The sequence below is a fragment of the Aliiroseovarius conchicola genome, from assembly GCF_041403445.1.
Taxonomy (GTDB): Bacteria; Pseudomonadota; Alphaproteobacteria; order Rhodobacterales; family Rhodobacteraceae; genus Aliiroseovarius; species Aliiroseovarius conchicola.
In genome coordinates, this window is the sequence record NZ_JBGEHL010000002.1 from 164,301 (window position 1) to 187,226 (window position 22,926).

Annotated in this window: 19 protein-coding genes, 1 tRNA gene and 2 pseudogenes; 4 read left to right on the plus strand and 18 right to left on the minus strand. The window is 51.4% G+C overall.

Features of this window, described 5'->3' with window-relative positions; all coding sequences use genetic code 11:
* Nucleotides 1-138 precede the first annotated feature (138 nt).
* On the minus strand, nucleotides 139-396 hold the full coding sequence (locus tag V6N04_RS03725; protein WP_371168790.1) for a helix-turn-helix domain-containing protein: 258 nt from the start codon (nucleotides 394-396) through the stop codon (nucleotides 139-141).
* Nucleotides 397-473: 77 nt separating this feature from the next.
* Between V6N04_RS03725 and V6N04_RS03730 the strand changes: the two genes are divergently transcribed.
* The gene (locus V6N04_RS03730; protein ID WP_371168791.1) at nucleotides 474-875 is read left to right on the plus strand and encodes a hypothetical protein; all 402 of its coding nucleotides are present in this window, start codon (nucleotides 474-476) and stop codon (nucleotides 873-875) included.
* 343 nt (nucleotides 876-1,218) lie between these two features.
* On the opposite strand, the pseudogene V6N04_RS03735 reads toward V6N04_RS03730, so the two are convergent.
* The 7 genes and pseudogenes from V6N04_RS03735 to V6N04_RS03765 all read right to left on the minus strand — a co-directional run.
* Nucleotides 1,219-1,409: pseudogene (locus V6N04_RS03735) on the minus strand (integrase core domain-containing protein); the annotation flags it as partial.
* A 69-nt stretch (nucleotides 1,410-1,478) separates the two neighbouring features.
* The gene (gene brxL, locus V6N04_RS03740; protein WP_371168792.1) at nucleotides 1,479-3,575 is read right to left on the minus strand and encodes a BREX system Lon protease-like protein BrxL; all 2,097 of its coding nucleotides are present in this window, start codon (nucleotides 3,573-3,575) and stop codon (nucleotides 1,479-1,481) included.
* 11 nt (nucleotides 3,576-3,586) lie between these two features.
* Complete coding sequence (gene pglZ / locus V6N04_RS03745; protein WP_371168793.1) at nucleotides 3,587-6,091, minus strand: BREX-1 system phosphatase PglZ type A; 2,505 nt, start codon at nucleotides 6,089-6,091, stop codon at nucleotides 3,587-3,589.
* A 13-nt stretch (nucleotides 6,092-6,104) separates the two neighbouring features.
* Nucleotides 6,105-9,596 carry a BREX-1 system adenine-specific DNA-methyltransferase PglX gene (gene pglX, locus V6N04_RS03750; protein ID WP_371168794.1) on the minus strand — a complete coding sequence of 1,164 codons (3,492 nt, stop codon included), beginning with the start codon at nucleotides 9,594-9,596 and terminating at the stop codon, nucleotides 6,105-6,107.
* Entirely contained in the window at nucleotides 9,596-13,150 is a 3,555-nt protein-coding gene (gene brxC / locus V6N04_RS03755) for a BREX system P-loop protein BrxC (RefSeq protein ID WP_371168795.1), read from the minus strand. The genes pglX and brxC overlap by 1 nt, the downstream gene beginning before the upstream one ends.
* A 5-nt stretch (nucleotides 13,151-13,155) precedes the next feature.
* Complete coding sequence (locus V6N04_RS03760; protein WP_371168796.1) at nucleotides 13,156-13,758, minus strand: DUF1788 domain-containing protein; 603 nt, start codon at nucleotides 13,756-13,758, stop codon at nucleotides 13,156-13,158.
* Between the two features lie 2 nt (nucleotides 13,759-13,760).
* Nucleotides 13,761-14,369, minus strand: coding sequence for a DUF1819 family protein (locus tag V6N04_RS03765; protein WP_371168797.1), 609 nt, complete (start codon nucleotides 14,367-14,369; stop codon nucleotides 13,761-13,763).
* Nucleotides 14,370-14,875: 506 nt separating this feature from the next.
* Between V6N04_RS03765 and V6N04_RS03770 the strand changes: the two genes are divergently transcribed.
* The 3 genes and pseudogenes from V6N04_RS03770 to V6N04_RS03780 form a co-directional block, all read left to right on the plus strand.
* Entirely contained in the window at nucleotides 14,876-15,223 is a 348-nt protein-coding gene (locus V6N04_RS03770; protein ID WP_371168798.1) for a hypothetical protein, read from the plus strand.
* 39 nt (nucleotides 15,224-15,262) lie between these two features.
* The gene (gene tnpA, locus V6N04_RS03775; protein WP_371168799.1) at nucleotides 15,263-15,622 is read left to right on the plus strand and encodes an IS66-like element accessory protein TnpA; all 360 of its coding nucleotides are present in this window, start codon (nucleotides 15,263-15,265) and stop codon (nucleotides 15,620-15,622) included.
* Nucleotides 15,583-15,747 (plus strand): annotated as a pseudogene (locus tag V6N04_RS03780) (transposase domain-containing protein); the annotation flags it as partial. The gene tnpA and the pseudogene V6N04_RS03780, both read left to right, overlap by 40 nt.
* Before the next feature lie 258 nt (nucleotides 15,748-16,005).
* Here the strand turns inward: V6N04_RS03780 and V6N04_RS03785 are convergent.
* From V6N04_RS03785 to V6N04_RS03830, 10 genes are all read right to left on the minus strand, one after another.
* Nucleotides 16,006-16,082: transfer RNA gene (locus V6N04_RS03785), tRNA-Ile, on the minus strand.
* 66 nt (nucleotides 16,083-16,148) lie between these two features.
* A complete protein-coding gene (locus V6N04_RS03790; protein ID WP_371168800.1) occupies nucleotides 16,149-17,630 on the minus strand; it encodes an ATP-dependent DNA helicase in 1,482 nt (493 codons plus the stop codon).
* A gap of 73 nt (nucleotides 17,631-17,703) precedes the next feature.
* Nucleotides 17,704-18,420 carry an IS21-like element helper ATPase IstB gene (gene istB, locus V6N04_RS03795; RefSeq protein ID WP_371168801.1) on the minus strand — a complete coding sequence of 239 codons (717 nt, stop codon included), beginning with the start codon at nucleotides 18,418-18,420 and terminating at the stop codon, nucleotides 17,704-17,706.
* A complete protein-coding gene (istA, locus tag V6N04_RS03800) occupies nucleotides 18,413-20,002 on the minus strand; it encodes an IS21 family transposase (RefSeq protein WP_371168802.1) in 1,590 nt (529 codons plus the stop codon). The genes istB and istA overlap by 8 nt, the downstream gene beginning before the upstream one ends.
* A 154-nt stretch (nucleotides 20,003-20,156) precedes the next feature.
* Complete coding sequence (locus V6N04_RS03805; protein ID WP_371168803.1) at nucleotides 20,157-20,381, minus strand: helix-turn-helix domain-containing protein; 225 nt, start codon at nucleotides 20,379-20,381, stop codon at nucleotides 20,157-20,159.
* A 196-nt stretch (nucleotides 20,382-20,577) separates the two neighbouring features.
* The gene (locus V6N04_RS03810; protein ID WP_371169163.1) at nucleotides 20,578-20,754 is read right to left on the minus strand and encodes a helix-turn-helix domain-containing protein; all 177 of its coding nucleotides are present in this window, start codon (nucleotides 20,752-20,754) and stop codon (nucleotides 20,578-20,580) included.
* A gap of 72 nt (nucleotides 20,755-20,826) precedes the next feature.
* Nucleotides 20,827-21,012: a hypothetical protein gene (locus V6N04_RS03815; RefSeq protein ID WP_371168804.1), complete on the minus strand. Its 186-nt coding sequence runs from the start codon at nucleotides 21,010-21,012 to the stop codon at nucleotides 20,827-20,829.
* On the minus strand, nucleotides 21,012-21,542 hold the full coding sequence (locus V6N04_RS03820; RefSeq protein ID WP_371168805.1) for an RNA 2'-phosphotransferase: 531 nt from the start codon (nucleotides 21,540-21,542) through the stop codon (nucleotides 21,012-21,014). Before V6N04_RS03820 ends, V6N04_RS03815 begins: the two co-directional genes overlap by 1 nt.
* Nucleotides 21,539-22,120, minus strand: a complete 582-nt coding sequence (locus V6N04_RS03825; protein ID WP_371168806.1) for a hypothetical protein — start codon at nucleotides 22,118-22,120, stop codon at nucleotides 21,539-21,541. Before V6N04_RS03825 ends, V6N04_RS03820 begins: the two co-directional genes overlap by 4 nt.
* A complete protein-coding gene (locus tag V6N04_RS03830) occupies nucleotides 22,117-22,836 on the minus strand; it encodes an AAA family ATPase (protein WP_371168807.1) in 720 nt (239 codons plus the stop codon). Before V6N04_RS03830 ends, V6N04_RS03825 begins: the two co-directional genes overlap by 4 nt.
* Between the last annotated feature and the right edge of the window lie 90 nt (nucleotides 22,837-22,926).

Genomic DNA, 22,926 nt, shown 5'->3' on the forward strand with positions numbered 1-22,926 from the left:
CCAAGGGTTTCACGCGATACGTTTTTTTGTATCAAGGGGCATCGTGTTCCTTCCAATAAATACTATGAGTTGCGACATTGGCCAAATCAGGTGGAGCGTTCCTCACAAATGATAGACAGTCTGATGCTGCGCAGTGAGCTAACGCGGTATTTTTGTTGGCAATAGAGGGAGGTGATCCTTCAGAAGAGCAATCGGATCAGACGAGACCGCTGAAGCCCAAATCAAGTACTCAACCACATCAATGCGACGCTCAATCAGTTCGACCTTTGCAACGAACGATGGATGACGGCCAATGCGTTCGGCAAGTGACGCCTGAGAAATTCCTATCGACCTTCTGGCCTCAACCAGCGCTTCAACCAAGCGTTTGTACTCTACTGAATGTAATGTGCCTGCCATCCTGCGCTTTTCTTGTAAGGTATAGACATGACTGCATAAGTCAGTTACTCACTCACTCCCAAAACGGGAGTGAAATGGTGAGTGAGACGGAATTTACATGGGTGGATTCGAGGTGGCAGGAAAACGGTTGGCACGAGGCATTCCAGCTTCGTTTGTACGGTTGGGCGTCCAAAAAATGCAGCGAGCTTGGGCTAAAGAATGACGTGTTCCGGTGGACCATTGTTGACGGTATTGAGTTGCTAACTCTGTCGGATCGTGGAAGACGGTTGACTGAAATCGATCCGGCAAAGTTTTCTGATGGAACCGCACAGATGCTGGCTTATGCACTCGTTTCACTTGCGCCCGAAAGTGAGTTGCCTCTGGCACCAGTTCTGGATGGACCATTTCGCCTATTAGAAGATGACATTTTCTCCGTGGAATACTCCTCAGTCATTCTTTCTAAGCTCGAAAAAGCCTTATTAGAGGAATCTGAAGCTTGAAACCTGTCAGCTCTTGCAGAAGTTCTTTTGCGGCTGAACTGCTCCCTGATTTTTCATCGTTTAGATTTTCCCTGCTTTCCAACTAACGAGATAGACGACGAACAGAAGCCGCTTATGTATTCGAAAACTTGTGTCTCAAACTGTTGCCGCCGAATGGTCGAAGGCGCGAGTATTAAGAGAAACTAAAGAACAATCCGTATGCTCGGACCTATCGTGCCCAAGTACCCTGGGTGGAGTTTCTCGATTGTCACAAGTTCCAGCTTTAAAGAGCTTGATGTCACTTACTCATGCCCCTGAACATTGGGTAATCCCCCATTTTGGCGGGATCCATCCGCAGAATTCGCGCGGCTGTTTTCAAATTCGTCGCGGGTGTCATGCCGCCAATGCACATGCTTGGTGGTTCGTTATTGTAAGTCCAGAGCCCTGCGTTCGCTTGGTTCTGCGCCTCCTCTATAGTTTCAATGTATGCAACCCCAACAATTCTACGCGAACAGTGCAATTGTAGCACCTAACATGGGCGTTTTGCTGCGGCTTCATTGTCGATGATTAGAGAATTCCGCCACCGTCCCGAATAAATCAAATCACGAATATAAACGCTTATCTCTAAAGAGAATCCAGCCTCAAATACGTCACTTCGAACTGCTTCACCGCTCTATGCTCCTGAAACCTTCCTGCAAGACTGAACGCGCTGTTTCCATAATACTGGAATATATCCAAGCCACGATCGAGTGAAATTTTCCAGCCCGTATCTGTGATAATGTGGCGGGCATGCGCTGTGCCAGCTTCATCAAATCTCCAGGTGAAATCGATGCCACCTTCTGCGCAGGATCCAGAAATTTCGTCCAGAAACTCACGTTGCTTGGAAATCTCCCCTTCATTTGGGGCTGTGATCAACTCGACGCTGACATGATCCTCCGGGTTCTTTTGGCGGATCACCAGTTCGAGGAACTCCATCAGAATTCGTGCCTGGTGGAACTTACGGATATAGGGATCTGTGATAGTGATTTTGCTCGCACCATTAATCCAGGGACCGAATATTTTTTCGAAAGACACCCCTTTCCGATTCTCCTTCACGACAATGTGCCCTTCGCGCGCCTGCATTTCGGTAGGTTCTTTGGCAGGTTTTTCAGATGCAGACGTTTCGCCTGACGTCGTCGCGACTGTGCCAGCTGCGTCCTCCATATCAATCAGCGGCTCGTCTTCTTCGGCAGCATCATCGTGAATAAGATTGCGGTTGTAGAATTTCGGATACTGATCTTCTTCCAGTGTCGTAACGCTGCGCTTCTCTCCGTTCGGCCGTACAAAATGAAAATCCGTTGCCGGGTACGTGCTGTCGATACGCTTCAACTGATCTTTGACGCGCTTACGGCTTTCAATTGCCAGAGTGAGTAACCCTTCGATCTCTACTTCTGTCGCACCCCCATTGGGAAACAAGAGCTTGAGATAGCCGGACATGGTCTTGTTTATCGCGTCCCTGTCACGTGTCGAGATTTGGCTGCCGAGTTTGAAGCCCGCGTCTTGATAAACCAATGCAAAGTCATCGTTGCGCAAATGGCGTAGGATTTCGGCGATATAGTCGACGATAAACCCATACCCGTCGGAGAAGAGTTCTGAGCGAATAACTTCCACTTCCCAGCCGGGAAGGTAGGAATGGATCCGGTCAATAAAGGCTGAGTCATGGAACTCTGCCGGCAACTCTTCAAAGAGGTCAGAGTTCTTGAGCATATATGGGACGTTGTGGGCCGTGTTACCCACAAACGCGAAACTGGCCTCAGCTCCCATCGTCGATACACCGCGGGAGAAGCTTTTGTTCGCCATATAGTTTTTCATAATGTCGACCAATGCCTTTTGGGGCTTCTTGGTGCGACCGGCGAATTCATCAAAGGCGACCACGTCCCAGTAGCCCACAAGCCCGATCTTGCCGTTGCTGTTATTCACAAAGAGCTTGGGAACCGTCACCTCACCCCCTGAAATCAGTTGGCCATGCGGTGAGAACTCCGAGTAAATGTGGGATTTGCCCGTCCCCTTGGGGCCAAGCTCAATCAGATTGTAGTTACGCTCGACGAATGGAATGAGGCGCATGAGTTGGAGCAGTTTGCTGCGGGTTCCAAATTCTTCGGGATTGAAGCCGACGCTTTGCATCAAGACGTCTATCCACTCATCCGTGGTGAACTCGCCCCTCGCCTCTTTGAACATTTCAAAGTCAACGCCCGCGACCTGGATAGGCTTTAAGGTATCTACGGTCCAGGGAGACACGCCTGCCTTTTCGGCAAACTCGTAGCTAACATCGCTGATGCACCAAACACCGGTTACCAACAGTTTGGGGTGTGCTTTAATCGTGCCTGAATCGATGGCGACATTCTTGATCGAGAGGTTTTCGAAGACGGCTTCATAAGCATCGGTTTTCTCATTGAGTGACACCATCACCCGATCAATCACTTTGAAGCGCCCGCGCTCCTTGATTTCTGATTGCACCAGGCCTGCCTGATTGCGGTGCACGTAGTGCTTCCGCAAGATCTCCTTGACCGTTTCAATTCCGGTGGCAATAGAGGCTTCATCATCGGTCGCGCAATACTGGCCAAGAAGATATTCAAGCACATACCCAGGCACAATGGCGTTGCCTTTGACCGCCTTGACGAGGTCCTTGCGAACCACAAAGCCAGCGAACTTTTCATTAATCTTGTCATCAAGCGCAGTCATGTGTTCGCCCTTTAGAAGTCAAAGTCAGTTTTGATGCCACGTTTCAGTTGGAACCGATGGCTGGCAATTTCTTCAGAGTGGCTGGTTTTGCCAATCTGTTCTTTAAGTTTCAGGAAGACGTCCTGATTATTATATTCATCCGCTGCGCGAGACAGCAGGAATTTCAAAGGCATTTCCCGCTCCCGTGCGTTCTCAGAGCTGAAGTCAAATGTCACGTCATGCAAATCTGAAATCAACTCTTCATCGGAAGCATAAATACCAGCCGTCAACTGACGGGCGTGTTGTTTCTCAGAAACAGGTTGGATCTGGTAAAGCATGACCGCTGTTTGGCCTGAGGAAATCAGGCTTTTACCGGCCACAACAATCTGAACATCGACTTTGCTGACATCTGCCTCACGCTGTTTGCCAACCCGTAACACCGGCACAACGATCTCTTGCAAGCTGGCGCCTCCATGCACAAAGCGTGCCCCTGATCCTTTAACACGAAGTCGATTGACTGAGTTTGGAATGGAAACATCCAGATTTCCACGCAGCCCCAGCTGATCTGCTTTCCAAAGCTTCAGACCGGCCGCTTCTTTAAGGCCGCGCCCAACGACAAACCTGCGGTTCTTAACGAGAACCTCTTCCCCAGCTGGTTCTGCAACTGAGAAGCTGCTCTCATCCAGCGGCCTGTGCTGATACAGGAAACCATGGTCTGCGGTGATCATGATGTTTGAGAAATTCGCTGACGTCAGTTTTTGGACCATCTTGATTAGATCGGCGACGGCATCTTCAGTCGCTTCAGGCAGGCGGTCTTCTGTTTGCAGCTTGTCCCCAACGGCATCAATCCGATTGTGGTAGATGTAAACGACATGATTGTCCCGGAAGAGCTCTTTCCCTTCAGCTCCCTTTAAATTCATGAAGTCTTCGGCTTTCATTGCCTTGGTGTGGTCTCCGTCACGCCCGTTGGCCAAGATTTTGGCACGGTTCGCCGTTCCTGCGGTCGACTGACCAAACGAAGTGACTTCGCTGCCTTTTTCAAGAATTTCGAGAGACTTGTTGGGCAGGAGTGACGCCATTCCGAGCTGTGTATAGCTGGGCAAGGCGCTGATCATTGGTTTGAGGTCCGCGTCAAACCGGTTCAGTTTGCGAATTTCCCGCAAGCATTCCTCAGCCACTTCATAGCGCAACGCGTCAGAGATGATCACAACGACCTTTTGATCCCGCCGGCGATACTCAGCGGCCTGATTGAGATAAAAGTCCTGCTGCCGCTCGTAACCTGGGAATTGCCACTCTGCGAGTCCGGCGATCTGATCCTGCCAGAGGTCATTGACCTTCAGAACGAAGCTGTTGCTGTAGCGGTTTTCAATATTGTCGTAGAGGCTTGAGAGCAGAGACGGCTGCGCACTCGCTTGCATGTGGTAGATGAACTTGCGGTAGAACTGGTCCAACTTGTACCAACTGCCGATATAGCGCTTCAGACCATCGGCTGCGCTGGTCATGCCAAGGTTTGCGCTTGATAGCGCTTGTTGGAATTCTGTAGCACAGGCAATGGCTTGATAGATATGCTTGTACCGCGGATACCAGTGGCTTTGACGGCGTTCACGCACCCAATTCAGGACATCTGCACTGCTGACAGTTTGTTCTGACATCGCGGTCACAAGTGAGCGGATCACATGGCGATCAATCTCCTCAAAATGATCGATTGCAACGACTGTTCTGGCGTCTCGCTCCTCCAGATCTTCGGGGACGTTCAGGATGTCTTGATAACGCGCCGACAAGACTTCAAACGCCTCTCCATTGTGACGGCTGTTCTTCCAGCGCCGGAATGTCAGGAGTGCTTCAGCATTGAGCTGCCCGGCATCACCAAGTGCGCGATGATAGGCAGACTGGAACAAGGCGATGGCGAAATCCTCAAAATCCGGATCATCCGCCTGATAGCCATATGCATTTGCAATCTGTTTCCAAAGGAACTCAGTCAAGCCAGAGCGCTCGATTAGACGCAGATGTGCGTCTTTTCCTTGCGCAAGATCCTCCAGCAACGCCTCGACGACAGTATCGAGATCTCCATCGGCGCCAACACACACAGCCAACATCTTGCGACGAATTTCTGACACACCCGCCGAAGGTTTGTCTGCTTCAAATTTCTTCAGGCGGTCCAATCGTTTTTGCGAGCGATAGAATTCCATATGATCGCGCACTGCCGCATCATATTGCGTGGGGATCCCAAGCTCCTGCACCCAGATGGCTGCCTGATCCGCTTTGAACACAGCGGTCGCCAGCTGCACATCCAACAACCAGTTGTCTTGCATCTTTGGCTCTGGACCATGTTTATAGATCAGGAATTTTTGATCCGGCTCTTGGCGCAGAATGCGGTATTTGAGACCGAATTCATTGTTGTCGATCTCAACCTTCTCTACGCCTTCCAGAACCAGCGCCTCAAAGGTCTCTCGCATGTCACGATCCGCGTCATACCAGAAGACCAGCCGTTCCTCCTCGAACATGCGGGACAGAGATGCGGCAACCCGATCACTCATCAGCTCAGCCCTCTCATGACAACCCTGGGATCTTTTTTAGAGCCGGGCCAAACTTCGGATAGTTCGCCTTTACGCCATCATCCAGATCGATCTGGATCTGCTGTTGAGCAAGTGGGAAGACAACATCACGTTCCCAGTCCGTCAACTCGTCGATCTGCTTGGCGATCTTGGCGACGTCTTTAAGCGCCTTTGACCGTTGCCCTTGAGTAGCGGTTGGATCATCGGAGAGTTTCTCCAAACGGGAGCGTTCAGCTTCAAGCTTGCTGATGAATTCCCGCAAGTAGTCATTCAGCACAACCGACACCGTATCGCTGCGATAGCGGTGCATGTAGATCAGGGCGTTGAACGTGCCTTTGGGGCTGGAGAACATCCAGTAGATCGGACGTTTTTTGTAGCGTTTGACGTGGTCGGTGTAGAAATCCTTGGTGAAGTATTTCCGAAGATCCTTGCCAAGGCTGTCTTCGACATAGCGCAGATTGTCCTGGAAGCACTCATCACCAAATGTCACCCGCAGGAACTTGCGGAATCGCGCTACGATATCGTCGGTGAACCAGTCAGCATCCAGCACGGGGATAACGTTGTCGTCATCTGGAATGAAGCTCGGGTTTGGAACGCGTCCAAGGTAGTCTTCCAGCGTCTCGCCCTGATTGGCGAGGATCAGGCCGGGGGCGTCAAGGCTGTAGCGGCCGAACATGCAGCCCACAGCGTAGCTAAGGAACTCGGCCATTGTGTCGGCGCGCAGGCGGGTCTCGTTGGCCTCGGCGTCGTTCTTGATGCCATAGCGATAGGCGGGGTTGCAGGTCAGGGTGATCTCATTGAGCGGCACCTCGGGGGTCAGCTCGTCTTGCAAACCGTAAGCGTCGATGAAGATGCGGTTGTTCTCTTCCTCGAGGGCCTTCATTTCGTCCGTCATGGACTGCCAATGGGCGCGGAGCGTTGCATAGCTCTCCGCCAGCGTCTCGCCGCGATGGTCCGGCGAGAGCAGCGGGAACGTGGTGAAGTCCCAAGAGGTTTCGTAGGCGTCCCAGTCTGAGCGAGCGATGCAAATTAGATCGTGTCCCAAAGAACCCAACCTGTCGCTGTGCTTGCTTTCAAAAACATCTGTGGGATAAGGCATCTGTCGAAAGTAGCCGACGTCAAAATGGAGCCCCGGAGAGAGGAGCTTCGTAATCTTGTTCACTAAATTTGAGTTCAGGTAGGAAATTAGAACCTGTGCTTCTTGCCGGTTCTCTGGAAACGCCGCATGTCCGTTTCCATCAAAGATAAAGCCCGTTGGATACAAGCGAAAAGAATTTGTAGCAGAGGTAATGTCTGACCAAGACACCATTTCTTTGAAATACAAAGGCTCAGAGGGAAGTTTGTTTCCCATGCCTTTCAGAACATTTCGCGTGTTACGGTCAAACCTAATCACATCCTCTACATTTCCATACCACCTGCGGAATGCTCCGCCCCGGTTCATCGGCACCCACTTGAGACTTGTTTGCCATAGTTCGTCAACCGATGGGGAATTCAGGGCTAAATCTTGTTCTGCAACTTCCCAATGACTACGAATAAAGCGATCATTATCACCCGTGCGCAGCCCCTGACGGGCCACAACTTTCTCACCGATAGGATGTTCTTGACGATAAATTTCTTGTATTCCGGCACTAAGCCAATAAGCGAATGGAGCGCCAGGAATTACGAGGAAGTCAGAGAGCTTTTTCGAGTAAAGGTAGGACGTGTCTTTCCTTTTTGCTACCTTGCATGTGAGTGCGGACATTTCAGGGTCGCCTCCACGGAAGTCTGTAAGCTTCACAAACTTAGCCTCTGCGTCCTGTGATCGACACTTCAAGAAAACAAATGCGCAAATTTGTACTGTTGCGCCCTTGAACGCAGACAGAGGCAGTTCGACCAGCGTTCGGAGCGAATACTCTGAGACCATACGGTTCCGTAGGTGTTCGTAGGAAGAAAGGTACATCCACACGCTGGGGCACATGATGCCAACCCGGCCATCAGATAGCGAAAGCAAGGCGGAACGCTGAGTAAACGCCGCAAAGAGATCCCCTTTTTCGTTGGGGAATTGTTCATTTACAAAGCTTTGAAGTTCGCCGTTCATCCCCTTCTTGCCCATATACGGCGGGTTAGCCACCACCACATGATAGTTCGGCGACAGCGCCTCGGCCATGCGCAGCACGGCCACAACGCGCGCCTGCACGTCCTTCAGCAGCAGGTCGGAGCCGAAATCCCGCGCTTCGACCACCCGTAGGGTCTCTGCCGGGTCGCGCAGTTTCGGCACGATCAGCGAGCCGAAGTTCTTGGCCTGCGCGAATTGGCCCAACGTCTCGCGCAACTCATCGGTGAACAGATCCTTGCCCACAACGGCGGCCACATCCTGCATCTCGGCCTCGGTAAAGACCACGTTCTGCAACACGCAGATGTCGGGCTTTGCCTCCATCCGCAAAAACCGCCGCCTACCCAGCTTGCTCGCGGCCTTCATCGCCAACGCAAAGGCGGCCAGCGCGCCTGCTCGGTCGTCAATCTCCAACCCGGTCAGGTTGTGCGTCAGGATCAGCGCGGGGATCTCTGTCTGGTCATATCCCTCTTCCTCGTAGATGGCGTAGAGCAGGTCAAAGGCATAGGTCAGCATGTGCCCCGAGCCTGCGGCGGGATCGCAGATGCGGATCTCTTCCGGCTTGGTGATTTTCAGGAAGTCCGTCTCGGGCTCTTCGGGCGCGATGTAATAATCCATCTTGGTCGCCAGCCCGCTCTGCGGATTGTTCAGCAGCCAAAGCCGCCCCAGAGAGTTCTCCACCAGATAGCGCACGATCCAGTGCGGGGTGAACAGCTGCGTCGCGGCGGGGATGTTCTCGGCCGTGATCTTCTGGTTCTTCTTGAGGCCCGCAAAGACCTGATCCTTCTTCTCCGAGATATAGAACTGATAGAGCCAGCCGATGATCTCGACGTCCTGACATGCCTCTGTGGTCATCACGGCGCGGGTTTCAGTCAGGATGGAACTGCTGGACAGCAGATCATCCGGCATCAGCAGTTCGGAATGGTCGTCAATCGCCTCGAACATAAACGGCAAGGGAGTGTGGAGGCGATTGCACTCATGCACCAGCAACATGCGATAGGCCTCGGACTGGCCATCATTGGATGGAATACGCCCATCGAGCAGCTCCAAAATGCGATCTGGCGCACCATCCGGCAGGTTGCCCGCCGCCGCTTCCGCCAGAAGCTCTGGCCGTGTGGCACCATCTGCGGGGGAGACAACACGCACCTGAGTGTAGTCATTGGCATCCATGAACCGCAGGGCCGTAAACCGGTTGAACCAAGTATAAGCGACCTGCTCGATGACTTGCTGCTGCCCATCCTTGCGAATGGCGTTTTCAAGGTATTTGATCGCCTGAGGGTGTTCACGCCGCTCCATGCTGCTGTCGGCAATTACGCGATCAAGACGCGAGGACACCTGATCGATCAGAAGGTTTCGTGCCGCCTGAGCGAACTTCTTAAGCGCATTGGTATCCATTAGACGACCACCTTCTTGCCATCGCGGATCTCAGCGATGAGGGATTTTTTGAGCTCTTCTATATAGCGATCTACGTCCGTTTCATCAGCCAGGTACGGCTCATTGAAATCAACATGAACCTCGCTGGCCTTGACGATTTTTGGGGGAGCCTCCTTAGGGGGCGTTTCTGGAGGTGTCTCCTCTGGAGGTGTCGTATCGTCGCGGTCATCCGGTTTGTCCTGCGGTACTGGTTCGACAGGCGCCGGTTTGAGGCGCTCGATCAACATCAGCATGTCGGTAAAAAGGTCACTCTGAATGCTGTTCTTGCGATCACGCAAGGCCGGGATCAAGGTGATGTTGTCGAGGCCAGCCTTGCGAGAAGCAATGGCACCGCTCAACTGAGCTTTGGCCTCATCGGGCAAGTCCGCGTATTCAGAAAGCCCCAGGACTTTGGCCTCGATATCGGCAACGGCATTTTGAACAGCTTTACGCTCTTTCAGCAGTTGCAACTCAACCTTGTCCTTCAGCGCGTAGAAGTCAGACTTCAGGTTTTGAACCATCGATCCTTTAAAACAGCTTGGATCCTCAATGACATCGCGAAGCTGTTTGGCCGCATCCGCATCAACATACTCGATGTTGGAAAGCTGAGATGCCAGGAACTGTTGTACGTCATCGAAAATGGCACGTTGGCTTCCACCCATGAAACTGCGGATTTTATCCAGCAGATCTTCTTTGTCATTTAGAAGTTCATCTTCCTGCGCCACCACTTCCGTGATGAACCAACCTGCCGGCTTGTCAGCCATTGCTTGCAGTTTTGCCTGGAGAGGCTTCAGGGACTTGGTGAACGGATACTGGGCTTCACGCTGTGTGAGGTTTTTGATATCATCAACCATCGCCGCCACACTGGTTGACCATTCTGCGCCCAAGGAGCGTGCATCAGAGCCATCAGCGGGCGCATCAAAGAGCTCTTTGTAAAGATCTTTGGCTTTGCGCAATTGTGCTGAAGTGAACTCTGTCTGAGGGGTAAAGAGAAGGTTCTCGATCAGGCGGTTGTTTTGCAATCCACTGACCAAAGCGTCTCCTTCTTTGACCGCGCCGTCAGAGCGCACTTCCACTTTGCCTTTGCCAACCAAACTTGCAGCAACGCAAAACACTGCAATCTCTGGCCAGCCATAGGGTTTGGAAGAAAACCGGTCCTTGAGATACTTGGCAGAAACCTTCACGCCATTGCGCGCTTGGGACTGCACAAAGTTCAAGATTTCCTGCTCAGCTTCGCCAAGGCCTGAGCCTTCCTGACCAAACAGACTGTTTTCAGATCGGGCAGCTTTTTTTAGATCCACTTCGGAATAGACAACACCGCGCAGCATGCCCAGGTTCACATAGATTTTGTCGACCAGGGTTTGGAACGCTTTGGTAATTCTCTCCTGAGGGTCTTCCCCGCGAATTTCCAACTCATCCCCACGGACAAACATGCGCGCTTCGCTCATCAGCTTGCCCAAACGCATTTCAATATCTTTGCGTCGGCGACGGTTTTGATCGCCCTTTTCGGCGACAATACGATCTCGACCTGGCTGTGGTGATCCAGTACGCGCCTGGCGCACAAACTTATCTGTTTGCTTGAAGAGAGTCAGATCTCGAATGAAGCGCACATCGGAGGGCATGTGCACGACAAGTTCGTCGCTGCCCATACTGCGCATGCGGATGGCTTCGGGGCTATCAACTTCATCGTTAAACGGGCTAATCACATTGATTGCCAGCTCGTACGTGCGCCCGAGGATATGACCATCAAGCATGCGGCTGAAGGCATACTCATGCCCTATCGCGCCGTGCTTGATCTTTCGATGGCGCAGGGTGGAGTCAAAGACCAGCGCCTCGAGTTCTGCTGACAGCTCTGCCGGATCAATGTCCACCGACTTAATCTCGTCTTCGACGTCTTTTTCTTCGTTGGTCAGGAACTCGTAAACTTCACCGTTGCGCTGGATGTAGGTGTTGCGCTCAAGTTCTGAAAGCGCGGCCTCAATGTCGCGCCGCAACACAGTTTGATCTGCGTTGAAATCTGACAGCATCAAAATACTGATATTGCGCACAGTTGGTTTGAATTCCTTGACGTATTTAACAAGGAATAGCGCCTTCAATACACGCACCGCAAATGGGTCACCCAGATTGCTTTCAGCTATCAAGATGGAGCTTTGTGCTGCCGACGTTAGGGCTGTACGAATGCCCTCAAACATCATTTCAAACGTTGCTAATCCACGAACAGGCTGATCAATGAGTGTTTTTGACACTTCCTGAAAAACGCCGAGCATGGAGCGCTCACCGACCGAGCTATGTTTGCCTTCAAAGGCATTGTGTTGCGACAAGCCACGTATCGCCATTTGAAACAGATCATACTGATAACCAGGGAACGGATAACTGGCGATGAAGTGGTCTTTGTCCTGAAAGTTTTTTAGCTTGATGGAACCGTCGGTGAAATCAAACAAAGTCTTGAGATTGTTCTCTTCACGGTCATGAAGATTCCCCAGAGTGATTGAGCCGGCATCGGTTTTGGCAAGGAGGCGTCGCTGGATAACCTCAGCAACATCTGCTGAGTTAAGAGGCATGCGGATATTGAACCGCGCCATGATTTTGGAGAAATCTTGGCTCTGAAACGTTTGGTTGTCTCCGATTATGGCTTCCATGTCCTGTTGGGAGGTCACAATCACCCATGCCTGGCCCTTACACTTGGTGTTAAGGCTTTCAGCAATGGTTTGAAGATTGGTCATAAGTTTGACGTTGTCGGCAATGTACTGACCCACTTCGTCAACAAAAAAATTCAGGCGAAACTTCGGTCCCTGGCGGTCGATCCACTCCTTCACCTTTTTGGCGAAGTCTTCAATAGAAACACGCGTGTCCGTGCGGTAATTTTTCAGAATATCTTTAGCATCTTCGGCATTGCTGCCTGTGACCGAGGCAAAAGCGGATGCAATGTTACGCCCCTCGAGAGCTGCCTGCTCGCGGCCGCGTTCCCACGGAATGTTCGCCTCGGCTTCATAGGCGGTTCTGAAGGCTTCCAATTGTCCGCGCTCATCGAGATCGCGTTCAAACTGTGCGATGTAAGGTTGCTTGCCAAAATAGCCGCATGCTTCATCAAAGACCTTCTGGAACACCGAAAGTAGCGCATCAACATCGCTCTTGGAGATAACGTCGGCCTTTTGGTCGATGTTGAAGAGGATGGATTTTGATGGGATCGCGACCGCTTTGCGCAGGGCTCCTGCAAGCATTGGTTCACCGACCAGTTTTTCCTCAAAAATGGTGAGAGGTGCTTTTCCGTCAACGGGATCGTTTTCCAGCAAGAGCGCGAGCATCTTCAAAAGGTGTGATTTACCCGAGCCAAAAAATCCGGAAATCCAAACACCATTGGCTGTCTGATAGTTGTTGTAGGCATCCAGAAAGCGTTCGAGGCGCGCACCTATCTCGGTCGTGATCACATATTCATCGAGCTCAATGCGAAGGCTGGCTTCGTCATCGGCTTTGATCACCCCATCAATCGGGCGGTCGACTGGCTTTAGGAAAATATCTCGCATCAAAGTGGTCATCGGGTTTAGACCTCGTAGCTCATAAGGTTGAAAGCACGGTAGTACTTGTCGTCATGCAGGAGGCCAAATAGGTCCAGCGACGCGCCGGTTGTCAGCGCGTGCGTATACGTGCCGGGAAAGAACATCACAGTTGGGGCCTGCTTGGCCGTGCTTTGAAGGTTGTTCAGGACATTGTGGGACCGGATGTAAGGGTAAATCTCCCCGACGCCCGACAGGAAAATCACGTCGTGTTCGTTTGAGCGCAATGCGTCCGCAATCTTGGGAATGAGATGCTCGGAAGGATCCAGAACGTTTTGAAGCAACTCTTTTAGCTCGGATTTATCTCCGTCTGCTTCCATCTCAAAAACCCGCTCAAGGATCCCGCGTTCCTTCAGGAGAGCGAGGCACAGATCATAGAGGTTCAAATCAAGGATGGTCACGCCTGAGTGGCTTGCTCTCTTAACGATGTCCTCGCGGTCTTCGTTAATCGTTAACCCGTCAGTGGGTGCATAGTCGCAGACGAAAAACGGCACCTCGTTGCCAAGGCCCTGCTTCTTTAGGAAGCGTTCGCTCGTGACAACTTGTAGGACATGTTCAAGCCGCTCTTTGCGGCTGATTGACTTATTCATAGTCAAACCTCTTCCGGCGAGAGGCCGGGAAAATACGCTAACTCGGCTATGTTGGTGGCCTCAATCATGGCCGTCAGCTTAGTAGAAAGAAGAGATGTTTGGATTTGGTTGTCAGCAGTCAAAATGTCTGCCTCACGCATCATGCGAAACAGGATCTGACGGAGTTTAAGTCTGGTGGACATGCTCAAACCAGCCAAATCGTCATTCCATTCCGCTTTAGCGTCGAAAAACACATCAAAACTCTCCAGCGGCAGGTCTAACTGGTAAGAGAGAAACCTATCTTGGATGACCTCGACCGCAAATTCGCGAACGAACCGATAAGCTCGACAACAAGCGATCCACAGCAAAGCCTGTTGATCAGCTCGATCAGCAGCCCCCACAAAGTACGCCAGTTCATCCTCAGAAAACGTCTCAATCCTGTTTTTGATCTCGCGAATTGTTCGAGTATTGGATGCATCCTTGGGTAGATGCGTGGTTCCCTCATCGAAGGCACGTGCTTGCGTTTCCACCCAAGGCTCCCCCGGCAGGTGTAAACGCGCCAACTCTACGCTTTCGTTGAGAAACAGGCCGCCCGTTGAGAATGACATTCTGTAGCCTTGCGGCTTGATCATAGTTCCTCCAGCAAACACGGCATTTCTTCGAAAGATGCAGCCTAATACAGCTAAGCATTCATGGCACGGATCAAGTCTATGATTCAACGCGGTAAAGTTGAATTGTGGTGATAGAGTGAACAACCCATGCGCAATTCTTCTTTTGCGCTCGCGGATTGCGGTTCTCATTTCATGCATCGGGAGGCCAGTTGCGGCGTGAGTGGGTGCCTCAAAGATCGGTTTAGAACGTTTCGGTGCAGCATTTTGGCCGGACAGCTTTGGCAAACCCTGAAATAGAAATGCGTCTACTTGGATACTTGGTATTCCGGAAACACGACCAGAGGCAACTAATGGCATCCGTTCTTGGTGCAATTTTCGACCATAGAAGGAGTATAAACGGTAGAATACTTGAAATCTCCATTTTTCTATTTCCGAAATTTTTAAGTGACCCCAGTTCCTGATTATCCGCTGCAAATGGCGGGGTATCAAATCTGGATTCGGCGATCCAAAAGGAATTGGAAAAAACTATGCATGCACAAAACAAAGTAGAAAAAACAAATGAGTATTCCGATGCCATTGAGCAATCAACCCGCCTCAAAAACCATCTCCCTGCAATGCTTAAGAAAGCCGCTGAAAACCCACCGAGCGGCCTTGAGTTGCTTCAGATACTTTTTCTACATGTGGCGAGCACAGGCACTGAGGCGTTCAATGTCATTCAACCAAGCAATCTCAAAGCCTTGTTTCTTAGAGAAGACGCGTTCGGTGGGTGGCGTCTCGAACTCGCCCAAAAAGAATTTCCCGAAGGCTGCTCAGGCAAATTCGAAACACCGTATCCGTCCGGTGTGCCTGCTCTGCCGGCTGATCGAGAGTTCTGATAGTGTCCACCATCGATAGTGGACATCATGGGGCACTCTATGGCTGGGAAGAAGGGTCAGAAGAAGCGGTTTTGGTCGGATGAGGAGAAGCGTTCGATCTGTACTCAGGCACGGGCACCGGGCGTATCGGTCGCGCAGGTGGCACGCCGGTATTCGATGAACACCAATCTGATCCACAAATGGCTTCGCGATCCCCGGTTTACACCGGCTGCCACCGATGATGGTTGCGCAGAGACAGAGGCGGCATTTCTGCCGGTTGAGATTGAGGCTGAGGCATTGTCTCCGCTTGCGCCGCCTGCGCCGGATGTCCGGGTTTCAGCGCAACGCGTCGACATCACGCTATCCGATGGGCGGCGGATGCCGCCATCGCTTACACCGTCATCGAAACAGCCAAGATGAACAACGTCGATCCCGAAGCCTGGCTCACATGGGTGCTGCAGCGGCTGCCGGATCACAAGATCAACCGCATCGATGAACTCATGCCGTGGGTCTGGAAGGCACAAAACGATCACGACGCAGGCTGACCGGACGGATACGAAACACCCAATTCCCATCCATTTGAAACACAACAAGAATTTTGGAATGACGCATATGAGAATTTGCGATTGGCGCTCTTGGAGGAATGGCTGCGCAGGGATCCAAACTCCCTCAACATTCTTGGATCCACGAGAGAGACGTGGGGGCCTTGGATTGCGTCATTTGGAGTCCAGGTCGAATGCGATCCCTAAATGCAAACAAAAACTCAACTTACTATGTAAAGACTACCATACGCCAGTTCTTTGTGGTGGGAGAGGAGGGACTTGAACCCCCGACCGATCCGTTATGAGCGGACAGCTCTAACCAACTGAGCTACACTCCCACGCTTGGCGTACTTAGTACTACACAAGAATATTGGCAAGGCTTGGCAAGATATGAGGTTTCCCTTTCATCTAAGGAGTTCAAAAAAATCACTTTTCCCGGCAAGATTCAACCAAAGCGGGAATCCGATTTTGCGATCCCTCGCCTTTGATTCTGCTTCAACCGCCGTTTGAAGTGCACTCCACTTCCCTACGAAAATAGTTTGGGTTCTTGACCTCGTGAGTGCCGTGTAAACGAGCGATCGGTCAAGGACAAAGCTATCGAAAATCGGAATAACAACCACGTCCCATTGGGATCCTTGGCTCTTGTGCACTGTTATGGCGTGCGCCAGATCGACATTACTCCAATCACTTATACGCAATTTATCTGCGCGGCCATCGACCTCGACCAAGATCGAGTTCCCCTCGACGCCCTCAAAGTACCCCATTGAGCCATTCGTTAAACCACGATTAGTGTCATTTTTTTTGAAAATGAATGGCTCGCCTACGCAAACATGTCGATGGTGCGGCCATGCTTTGCAGCCGTGGGAAAGTGCGCCTTCGTGGAAATGGCGATTTATTGTATTCACGCCAGCAGCACCGGCCTTTACTGCGCCGATTATTTGGAGATCTCCGCGTCCAAGGCCTGCTACGTCCGCATCGGTTCTGATGTTTTCCAAAATCGCGATCACGTCAGAGGGATCGCTTTGGATAAAGCTGACACCAGCCTGCACACCCTTATAAGCTGGGAGCATAGAAATAGTACCATGACGAATTCCTTCGGCAATTGCAGGGATACCTGTTGTCTCATCTTGGCGCATTACGCGATCAAGCAAGACTGAAGGAATATCGTCCAAGTCAATCAGAACAGAGAAGACGAGTCCAAAGCTTATCGGTGGAAGTTGAGCTGGATCACCACACATAATTAGGCTCGAATCCCCGATTTTTTGCAAAATACGCCAAATATCGGGGAGAGCAACCATTGAGGCTTCATCTATGACGAGCAAATCTCGGGCACCCAATGGCATTCCATCCATAAGAAATCGTGCAATCGTAATAGCTTTTCGTCCAGTAGCCTCAGTAGCCCGCTGTGCTGCACGACCACTAAGTGTAATGATAATGGGGTTTCGGCCAAGCGTCTCCATGGTGGCGCAAACAGCCTCAAGGACAGTAGTTTTGCCGGATCCGGCATATCCTCCTAAACACATAAATCGATGCTTGTGTGCGGCATACACCGCCTCTATCTGCATCCTTGTCAATCCAAAACGCAGTTCACTCAAATATTCTTCGACGACTGCTACAATCGACGACAGATCAGGAGCAACAAACTCCAGGTTTGAGCACGGTTCCGATCCAGCCATCTTTCGCAATTTCAGGGTTGTTTCAGCTTCCATCCATGCCGCCCCCGCAGGTTGTACAAAAGGGCCAAGGCGGACCGCAATTCCCAGCTTGACGGCATCATCCATAATCGACGCAGGTAAATCCTCGACAAGCCCAAGCCGTTTGCGCGTGTTTTCGAGAATATCATCAGGTTCAGCAAGGGTGTGACCACGAGAAAGGTTTTGTTGCAAAACCCCATCAGATTGAGCTGTGCAGCCTCAACTGATTGAGCGCGCGATCTTAATAGGAACGCGCGCTCTAATGTCATCGCATGGATTTGCCTTCCAACAAAAGAACATGGGCGTTGCTTCGAACACGGTCCATGAACGCATCCGCCAGCAATGGGTCACCGATGTAATCATACCATTCCTGTGGAGATCGCTGTGCGATCACAATCGTAGAGCTTTGCACTGCGCGGTCTTCAATAATCTCAAAGAGATCATTTAGCTCCTGTTTTTTCATCGGGCTCAGAGCGAAATCATCAATAATCAGCAGTTCCAATCGAGATATTTTGGCTCTGAATTTTGCGATGCTACCGTCGAGGCGCGCATACATAACCTCTTCCACGAGGCGGCTGGCACGAACATATCGTACACCCATCTCGTTCCTCACGGCCGAGACACCCAGTGCGCAAGCGAGCCATGTCTTACCAGTGCCTGAAGCGCCGGAAAGAAGGATATTTTGGCGCCTTCTGATCCAGTCACATTTCAACAGTGCGAGCATCTCAGACTTGTCAAGATTACGGTCGTTTCGGTAGTTTACTTCCTCCGGCTCTGCTTGGTACTTGAAGCGCGCTGCCTTCATCAGGCGGTCAATTTTATTGTTGTATCGCCTTTCAGTCTCTGCCTGCAACATACGCAGGATCCTGTCCTGTATTGGCATCTCCGAATACTTTGGATGCTGCAATTGATGCTCTAGCTCCTCGCGGAAACCGGGTAGACGCAAGGCATGCAATATTTCAAAAATCTGGGCATTAGACATCCCCTTTACCTCCCAGCTGGAATTGCAGCAGCGATGCGTAGTACGACGCACCGCGAACATTCTCTTGCGGTTCCGGCAGCTCGGGAGGATCTAAAGACTCATCACTCATGGTGTCTAAACCGGATGCCAGAATGTTTTCGACAGTCTTAGCGGAAGGTTTTCCTACCGTAATGGCTCTGTCGCAGGCTGCCGCAACTCGTTCGGTTGGATATTGATCTGTCAGGGCACTGAGTCTAATTGCGTTTTTTGCCGTCTTCGCTGGGCTCCTTCCTGTTCGAAAGTGCATATCAATCAGCTTTTCAGCTGAAGAACCTATCTCACGGACACAATTCTTCATACCGGTGAGGCGCGTCATTGCTGCATGTCGATGCGCAACGGGCATATGCTTTGGGTTTGTTATCTTGCGCCGCGCATTATCCTGCCGAAGGTGTGTCGCAACTGTGCGACCACCGTGGGAAATGTGAACTGTCGTCGGTGTGAGTTTTATATTTGTGAGCTCGTTTGCTAGACGAAAGGGCAGTGAGTATCGTGTTCCCTCAGCCAACACATGATAGTCTAAGCCAGCTCTAACCTTCAGAATCCATCGACCCGGTTCAAACGGATGTGAAGGCATTGGCTGAAAGCCGAGCCAGTCCTCAGTGCTAAATAATTCATCTCGACTTTTATAGGGCTGAACTGACAATGGGCGACTATTTACCTCCGCTAGCAACTCGGTAATTGCTTGGTTTAGTTCCGCCAGAGAAAGAAACCGCCTATTTCGGAGTGGGGCCAAAATATCGTCCTGTGTGATGCCAACGCCGTTTTCTACGATTGCTTTGTATTTTGGTTTTCTGACCCGCACTGCTTTAAGTCCAAACCTGTAGTGATCAGCCAATTCTTGGAATTCAGGCGTCAACCTTGCGTCGCATTTTGAAGATCGCGGTATGGCAACTGCCGCCTTGAAGTTGTCGATTGTGACCAACACTGGAACACCATCAAAAAATTCAAGCATTGAAACGAAAGCGGCCAATACAGGTAGCTTTGCTTGGCTCTCAATGGCAACAACATACATTCTGCGACTTTTTGCACTGACCGCGCAGAAGATTTCGTAGTCCCGCTCCATACCTTTTTCATCGACTAGGATAGGTTGCTTGGCTTTTTTCCGCCCCACGAAGTCGACTTGTAACATTTCGCCGGGCTCGTAATCGAACGCTATCGTGACTTTTTTGTCCGCAGCGTGTTTGCGAATAGTGCGATAGAATGTTGTCCGCGACATAGCACGGGAGTGTTCTGGCACCTTTGCGATATATTCGCGATAAAGTGTTTTACCCTTTACGCCACGCTCGCTTCGTTCAAATAGGACCTGTTCCCAATCAGGACTCTCAAACTTATGCGCTCTCTTGAAGGCTCCGGGTGTGACTATCTTACGGATGTCTAGGTCGTCGAGGTCTACAATATCCTCTAAAGTTATCTGCAGTTCCCCTATTCTCTTTCGCCATTCTCGGACGGTGTTGCGCGAACTGTTTGTAAGCTCTGAAATTTCGGTGTTGTTTAGGCGGCCCTGTAAGATCAGACGGGCCCGTCGCTGTATACTTGTAAGCATGCCAACTCCTTTAAGGACGAGCGCAATCGTTGACGGACACAGCCGCCTTGACATTGCTCGGGTTATTGAAGACAGTTAGCTGTCGACGCCACATCGATAACTAACAAAGGAAGCCGCCGAAGCATTGCTGTGCTTAAGGCGGTTTTTCTTTTTTCTACCTCATTTTTGGATACCTCTCAGGCCATATAAGTTCGGGCTTGGTATTCAGCGCGGAAGCGATTGCTTGCTCGACTTTGAGCGAACGGGCTCCGGCCAAGACAGATGAGACCGTTGACGGCTTCAAGCCGAGCTCTCTTCCAATTTGGCTCAATGAAATTCCACGTGTTCGAAGCTGCGCCTTAATTAGCTCGCGCTTGTTTACATGACTTGATGCAATCATCAGATTTGCCGGCCCAATTACCCCTAGTAAACTATTGATGGGCTGGTTTTAGGCAAAAAAGCAAGTGTGTTTGAAAACACCTAAGCTATTGTAGTAAAATACATATCTGGGCTTAAACCAATGTTCGGCGCGGTTTTGGAAGCTACTTAATGTGACGAAAAAGACTGTTTAACCACATATACCTGTCATGTTTTACCTAAAGCTCTTTTGGCAGATGAGCGTTTGTACAAATCCACAAGGTGTTGAATTCTGAATTTAGCTCACGCAAAATTATTATCAGCTCAATCGTTTCCAGCCGCTTTTCACCTAGCTCATACTTGCCCACGAAGGTGGGCGGCTTACCGATTCTCGCCGCTAGGTCGGCCTGTGACAGCCCTGATTCTGTCCAAGAAAGAAATTAAGGTTGAGATCAATATTTGAATCGCGCATTGCGTTTACCAGTCAGCTAACCGGACCGACGCTCAATTGTAACCCCAGGTTCGAACATTAGGTCTGGCATCGGTTCATCATCTACAAAATCGCGACGGCTAGGTCGCTGAACAAACCCGCGTTCGAAGGCTTCGATCACACACATGCGTTTCAAGTCATGCTGACAAATCACTTTGCCGTTTTGGATAAGCTGCCAAACCATCAGGCAAATCCGAGGTATTCAGGAGCCACGGCATTGGTAAGCCAGACACCGTTGTCAGCTTGCCAGAATGCCTTGCCATCTGACTGCATACGGCCGGTTGCGACGGTCAGAACAACAGGGCGACCGTGGCGTGTACCGACTTTGATGGCGGTTTCCACGTCCGGTGACAGGTGTACGTGACGACGTCGACCGGGAAGCAAGCCCTCCGCCCAGATTGCATCAAGATTGGCGCTTGCCGTACCGTGATAAAGCATCTTCGGCGGCACAGCTTCCGGCAACTCAAGATCAATATCAACAGAATGCCCTTGGGCTGCGCGGATGCGGCGGCCGTCTTCGGATAGGGTGAACCGGCGCTTGTCACTTTCAGCAACAATGCGGTCCAGTTCTTCGCGTTTGAGGGTGCGGCCAGTTCGTTTTATGCCCCGCAGGAGGTCGTCCACTAGCACCCACCCGCCGAGGCCAAGACTTAACCCGACCAGTTCTGGCTCGTGGCGCAAGATACGCGAGAGGAATTTGCTTTCTTTGCTCATTGGATTGGTCTGTCATCTATGGCCGGTTCAGTCCGCGCAATCAAACGGTCCATCTCGGATCGAAGCTTTTCTGTGCGCTCTGCATAACCTTTAGACCAGATCGTTAGCCCGGCATAGACACCTGCGACCAAGACCACGACGTAGATTTGTAGTGCTGGAGCCGAGAACGCGCTGTCACCAAGCCCTATCGCGTCGAGGATTGCGAACCACGGGAAAAGCCCCGGTAAAGCACAGAGCAGACTGAACGCGAATGTATCCAACAAACGCGCCTGAACAGATGTTTGAACGGTCAGGTCACGGCCCTCATGAACAATCCCGGTCGTCATGTTGGCAAAGGCAATTGGTTTTGCGTTACTTCGACGGATAACGACGGCGACATCATGCCCCGGCTGCGCGGCGTCAGACAAATCCCCCTGAAACTGACGCTCTCGCCCCGTTGCATCGCGCAACCACAGCTCAGGAGTCTTGTTGATTTTTCCATACCCAGAGGATCGGTCTACGTGGACTGAATGCAATTGCTCTTTCCAAGCGGTTACGACGCCGCGAACCACCTTCAACTGACCACGCTCTACGTTCATGTTGCAAAAAGCCCTACTTGCGTGGGGAAATTTATCTGCTCGCGCGGTGCCGCCAACTCGGCGACTTCGCGGGCGAGGCGCGAGCAACATATTTGCCATTCACCGCTTGAGGCCGATATGGGAACGACACTGGTGGATGCGGTATCATGGGGCAATTCCGTCCGCAGTACCGTCAGCGGCGCGAATGCATTACGAACGTCACTCGGTCGATCTGTCCCTGCCACAAGACATCTCAGAGTGTGGTGCCTATCCATGAATTCGGCAGGCAACGCTTCTCGAACGACAATGGCGTCGGAGGATGTCCGGGCCGGGACAATCAAAAGCGAAGATTGTCCGGCAGCCTCAAATACAGCAGCAGTTTGATGGGCTGGCGTGTCGATAATGGCGTAATCCCAACCCTCCAACCTAAGTTGGTCAATTACTGCCCCAAGGTATGCTGTCGTCGTCGCACGGATGTACTGATTGTGACCGTCTAAAATGGCATCTGGTGGCAAGCAGTCGGCCCACTTGAAAAGCAAGCTTTCTTCCGGCGGTGCCCCACGCCCACGGCTTTCAGATAAAACGCGTTCTTGCAAAGGAACCGCGTGTCCGGCGTCGATCAGGGCGACATGATATCCGAGTGATGCTAGCCCATATGCCAGTGCCGCAGCACTCGTGGTCCGTCCGGCACCCCCCTTGAATCCAAGCAGTGTAATTATGTGCAGCTTTGCATCCACCAAACAAAATTCCTTTGTCAGTTTGTGCTCTCTCGGATGAATGAGGGTCGCGCCAGCGGTCCCGGATCGCACTTTCGCTTCAAAATTCCA

Coding starts and splice junctions, on each gene's coding strand:
- V6N04_RS03805 (WP_371168803.1), bottom strand. CDS start 20,381: ATGATTGCATCAAGTCATGTAAACAAGCGCGAGCTAATTAAGGCGCAG.
- V6N04_RS03725 (WP_371168790.1), bottom strand. CDS start 396: ATGGCAGGCACATTACATTCAGTAGAGTACAAACGCTTGGTTGAAGCG.
- V6N04_RS03820 (WP_371168805.1), bottom strand. CDS start 21,542: ATGAGCAAAGAAAGCAAATTCCTCTCGCGTATCTTGCGCCACGAGCCA.
- brxC (WP_371168795.1), bottom strand. CDS start 13,150: ATGACCACTTTGATGCGAGATATTTTCCTAAAGCCAGTCGACCGCCCG.
- V6N04_RS03760 (WP_371168796.1), bottom strand. CDS start 13,758: ATGAATAAGTCAATCAGCCGCAAAGAGCGGCTTGAACATGTCCTACAA.
- pglZ (WP_371168793.1), bottom strand. CDS start 6,091: ATGAGTGATCGGGTTGCCGCATCTCTGTCCCGCATGTTCGAGGAGGAA.
- pglX (WP_371168794.1), bottom strand. CDS start 9,596: ATGGATACCAATGCGCTTAAGAAGTTCGCTCAGGCGGCACGAAACCTT.
- istA (WP_371168802.1), bottom strand. CDS start 20,002: ATGCTTACAAGTATACAGCGACGGGCCCGTCTGATCTTACAGGGCCGC.
- V6N04_RS03765 (WP_371168797.1), bottom strand. CDS start 14,369: ATGATCAAGCCGCAAGGCTACAGAATGTCATTCTCAACGGGCGGCCTG.
- V6N04_RS03770 (WP_371168798.1), top strand. CDS start 14,876: ATGCATGCACAAAACAAAGTAGAAAAAACAAATGAGTATTCCGATGCC.
- V6N04_RS03825 (WP_371168806.1), bottom strand. CDS start 22,120: ATGAACGTAGAGCGTGGTCAGTTGAAGGTGGTTCGCGGCGTCGTAACC.
- V6N04_RS03815 (WP_371168804.1), bottom strand. CDS start 21,012: ATGGTTTGGCAGCTTATCCAAAACGGCAAAGTGATTTGTCAGCATGAC.
- istB (WP_371168801.1), bottom strand. CDS start 18,420: ATGTCTAATGCCCAGATTTTTGAAATATTGCATGCCTTGCGTCTACCC.
- brxL (WP_371168792.1), bottom strand. CDS start 3,575: ATGACTGCGCTTGATGACAAGATTAATGAAAAGTTCGCTGGCTTTGTG.
- tnpA (WP_371168799.1), top strand. CDS start 15,263: ATGGCTGGGAAGAAGGGTCAGAAGAAGCGGTTTTGGTCGGATGAGGAG.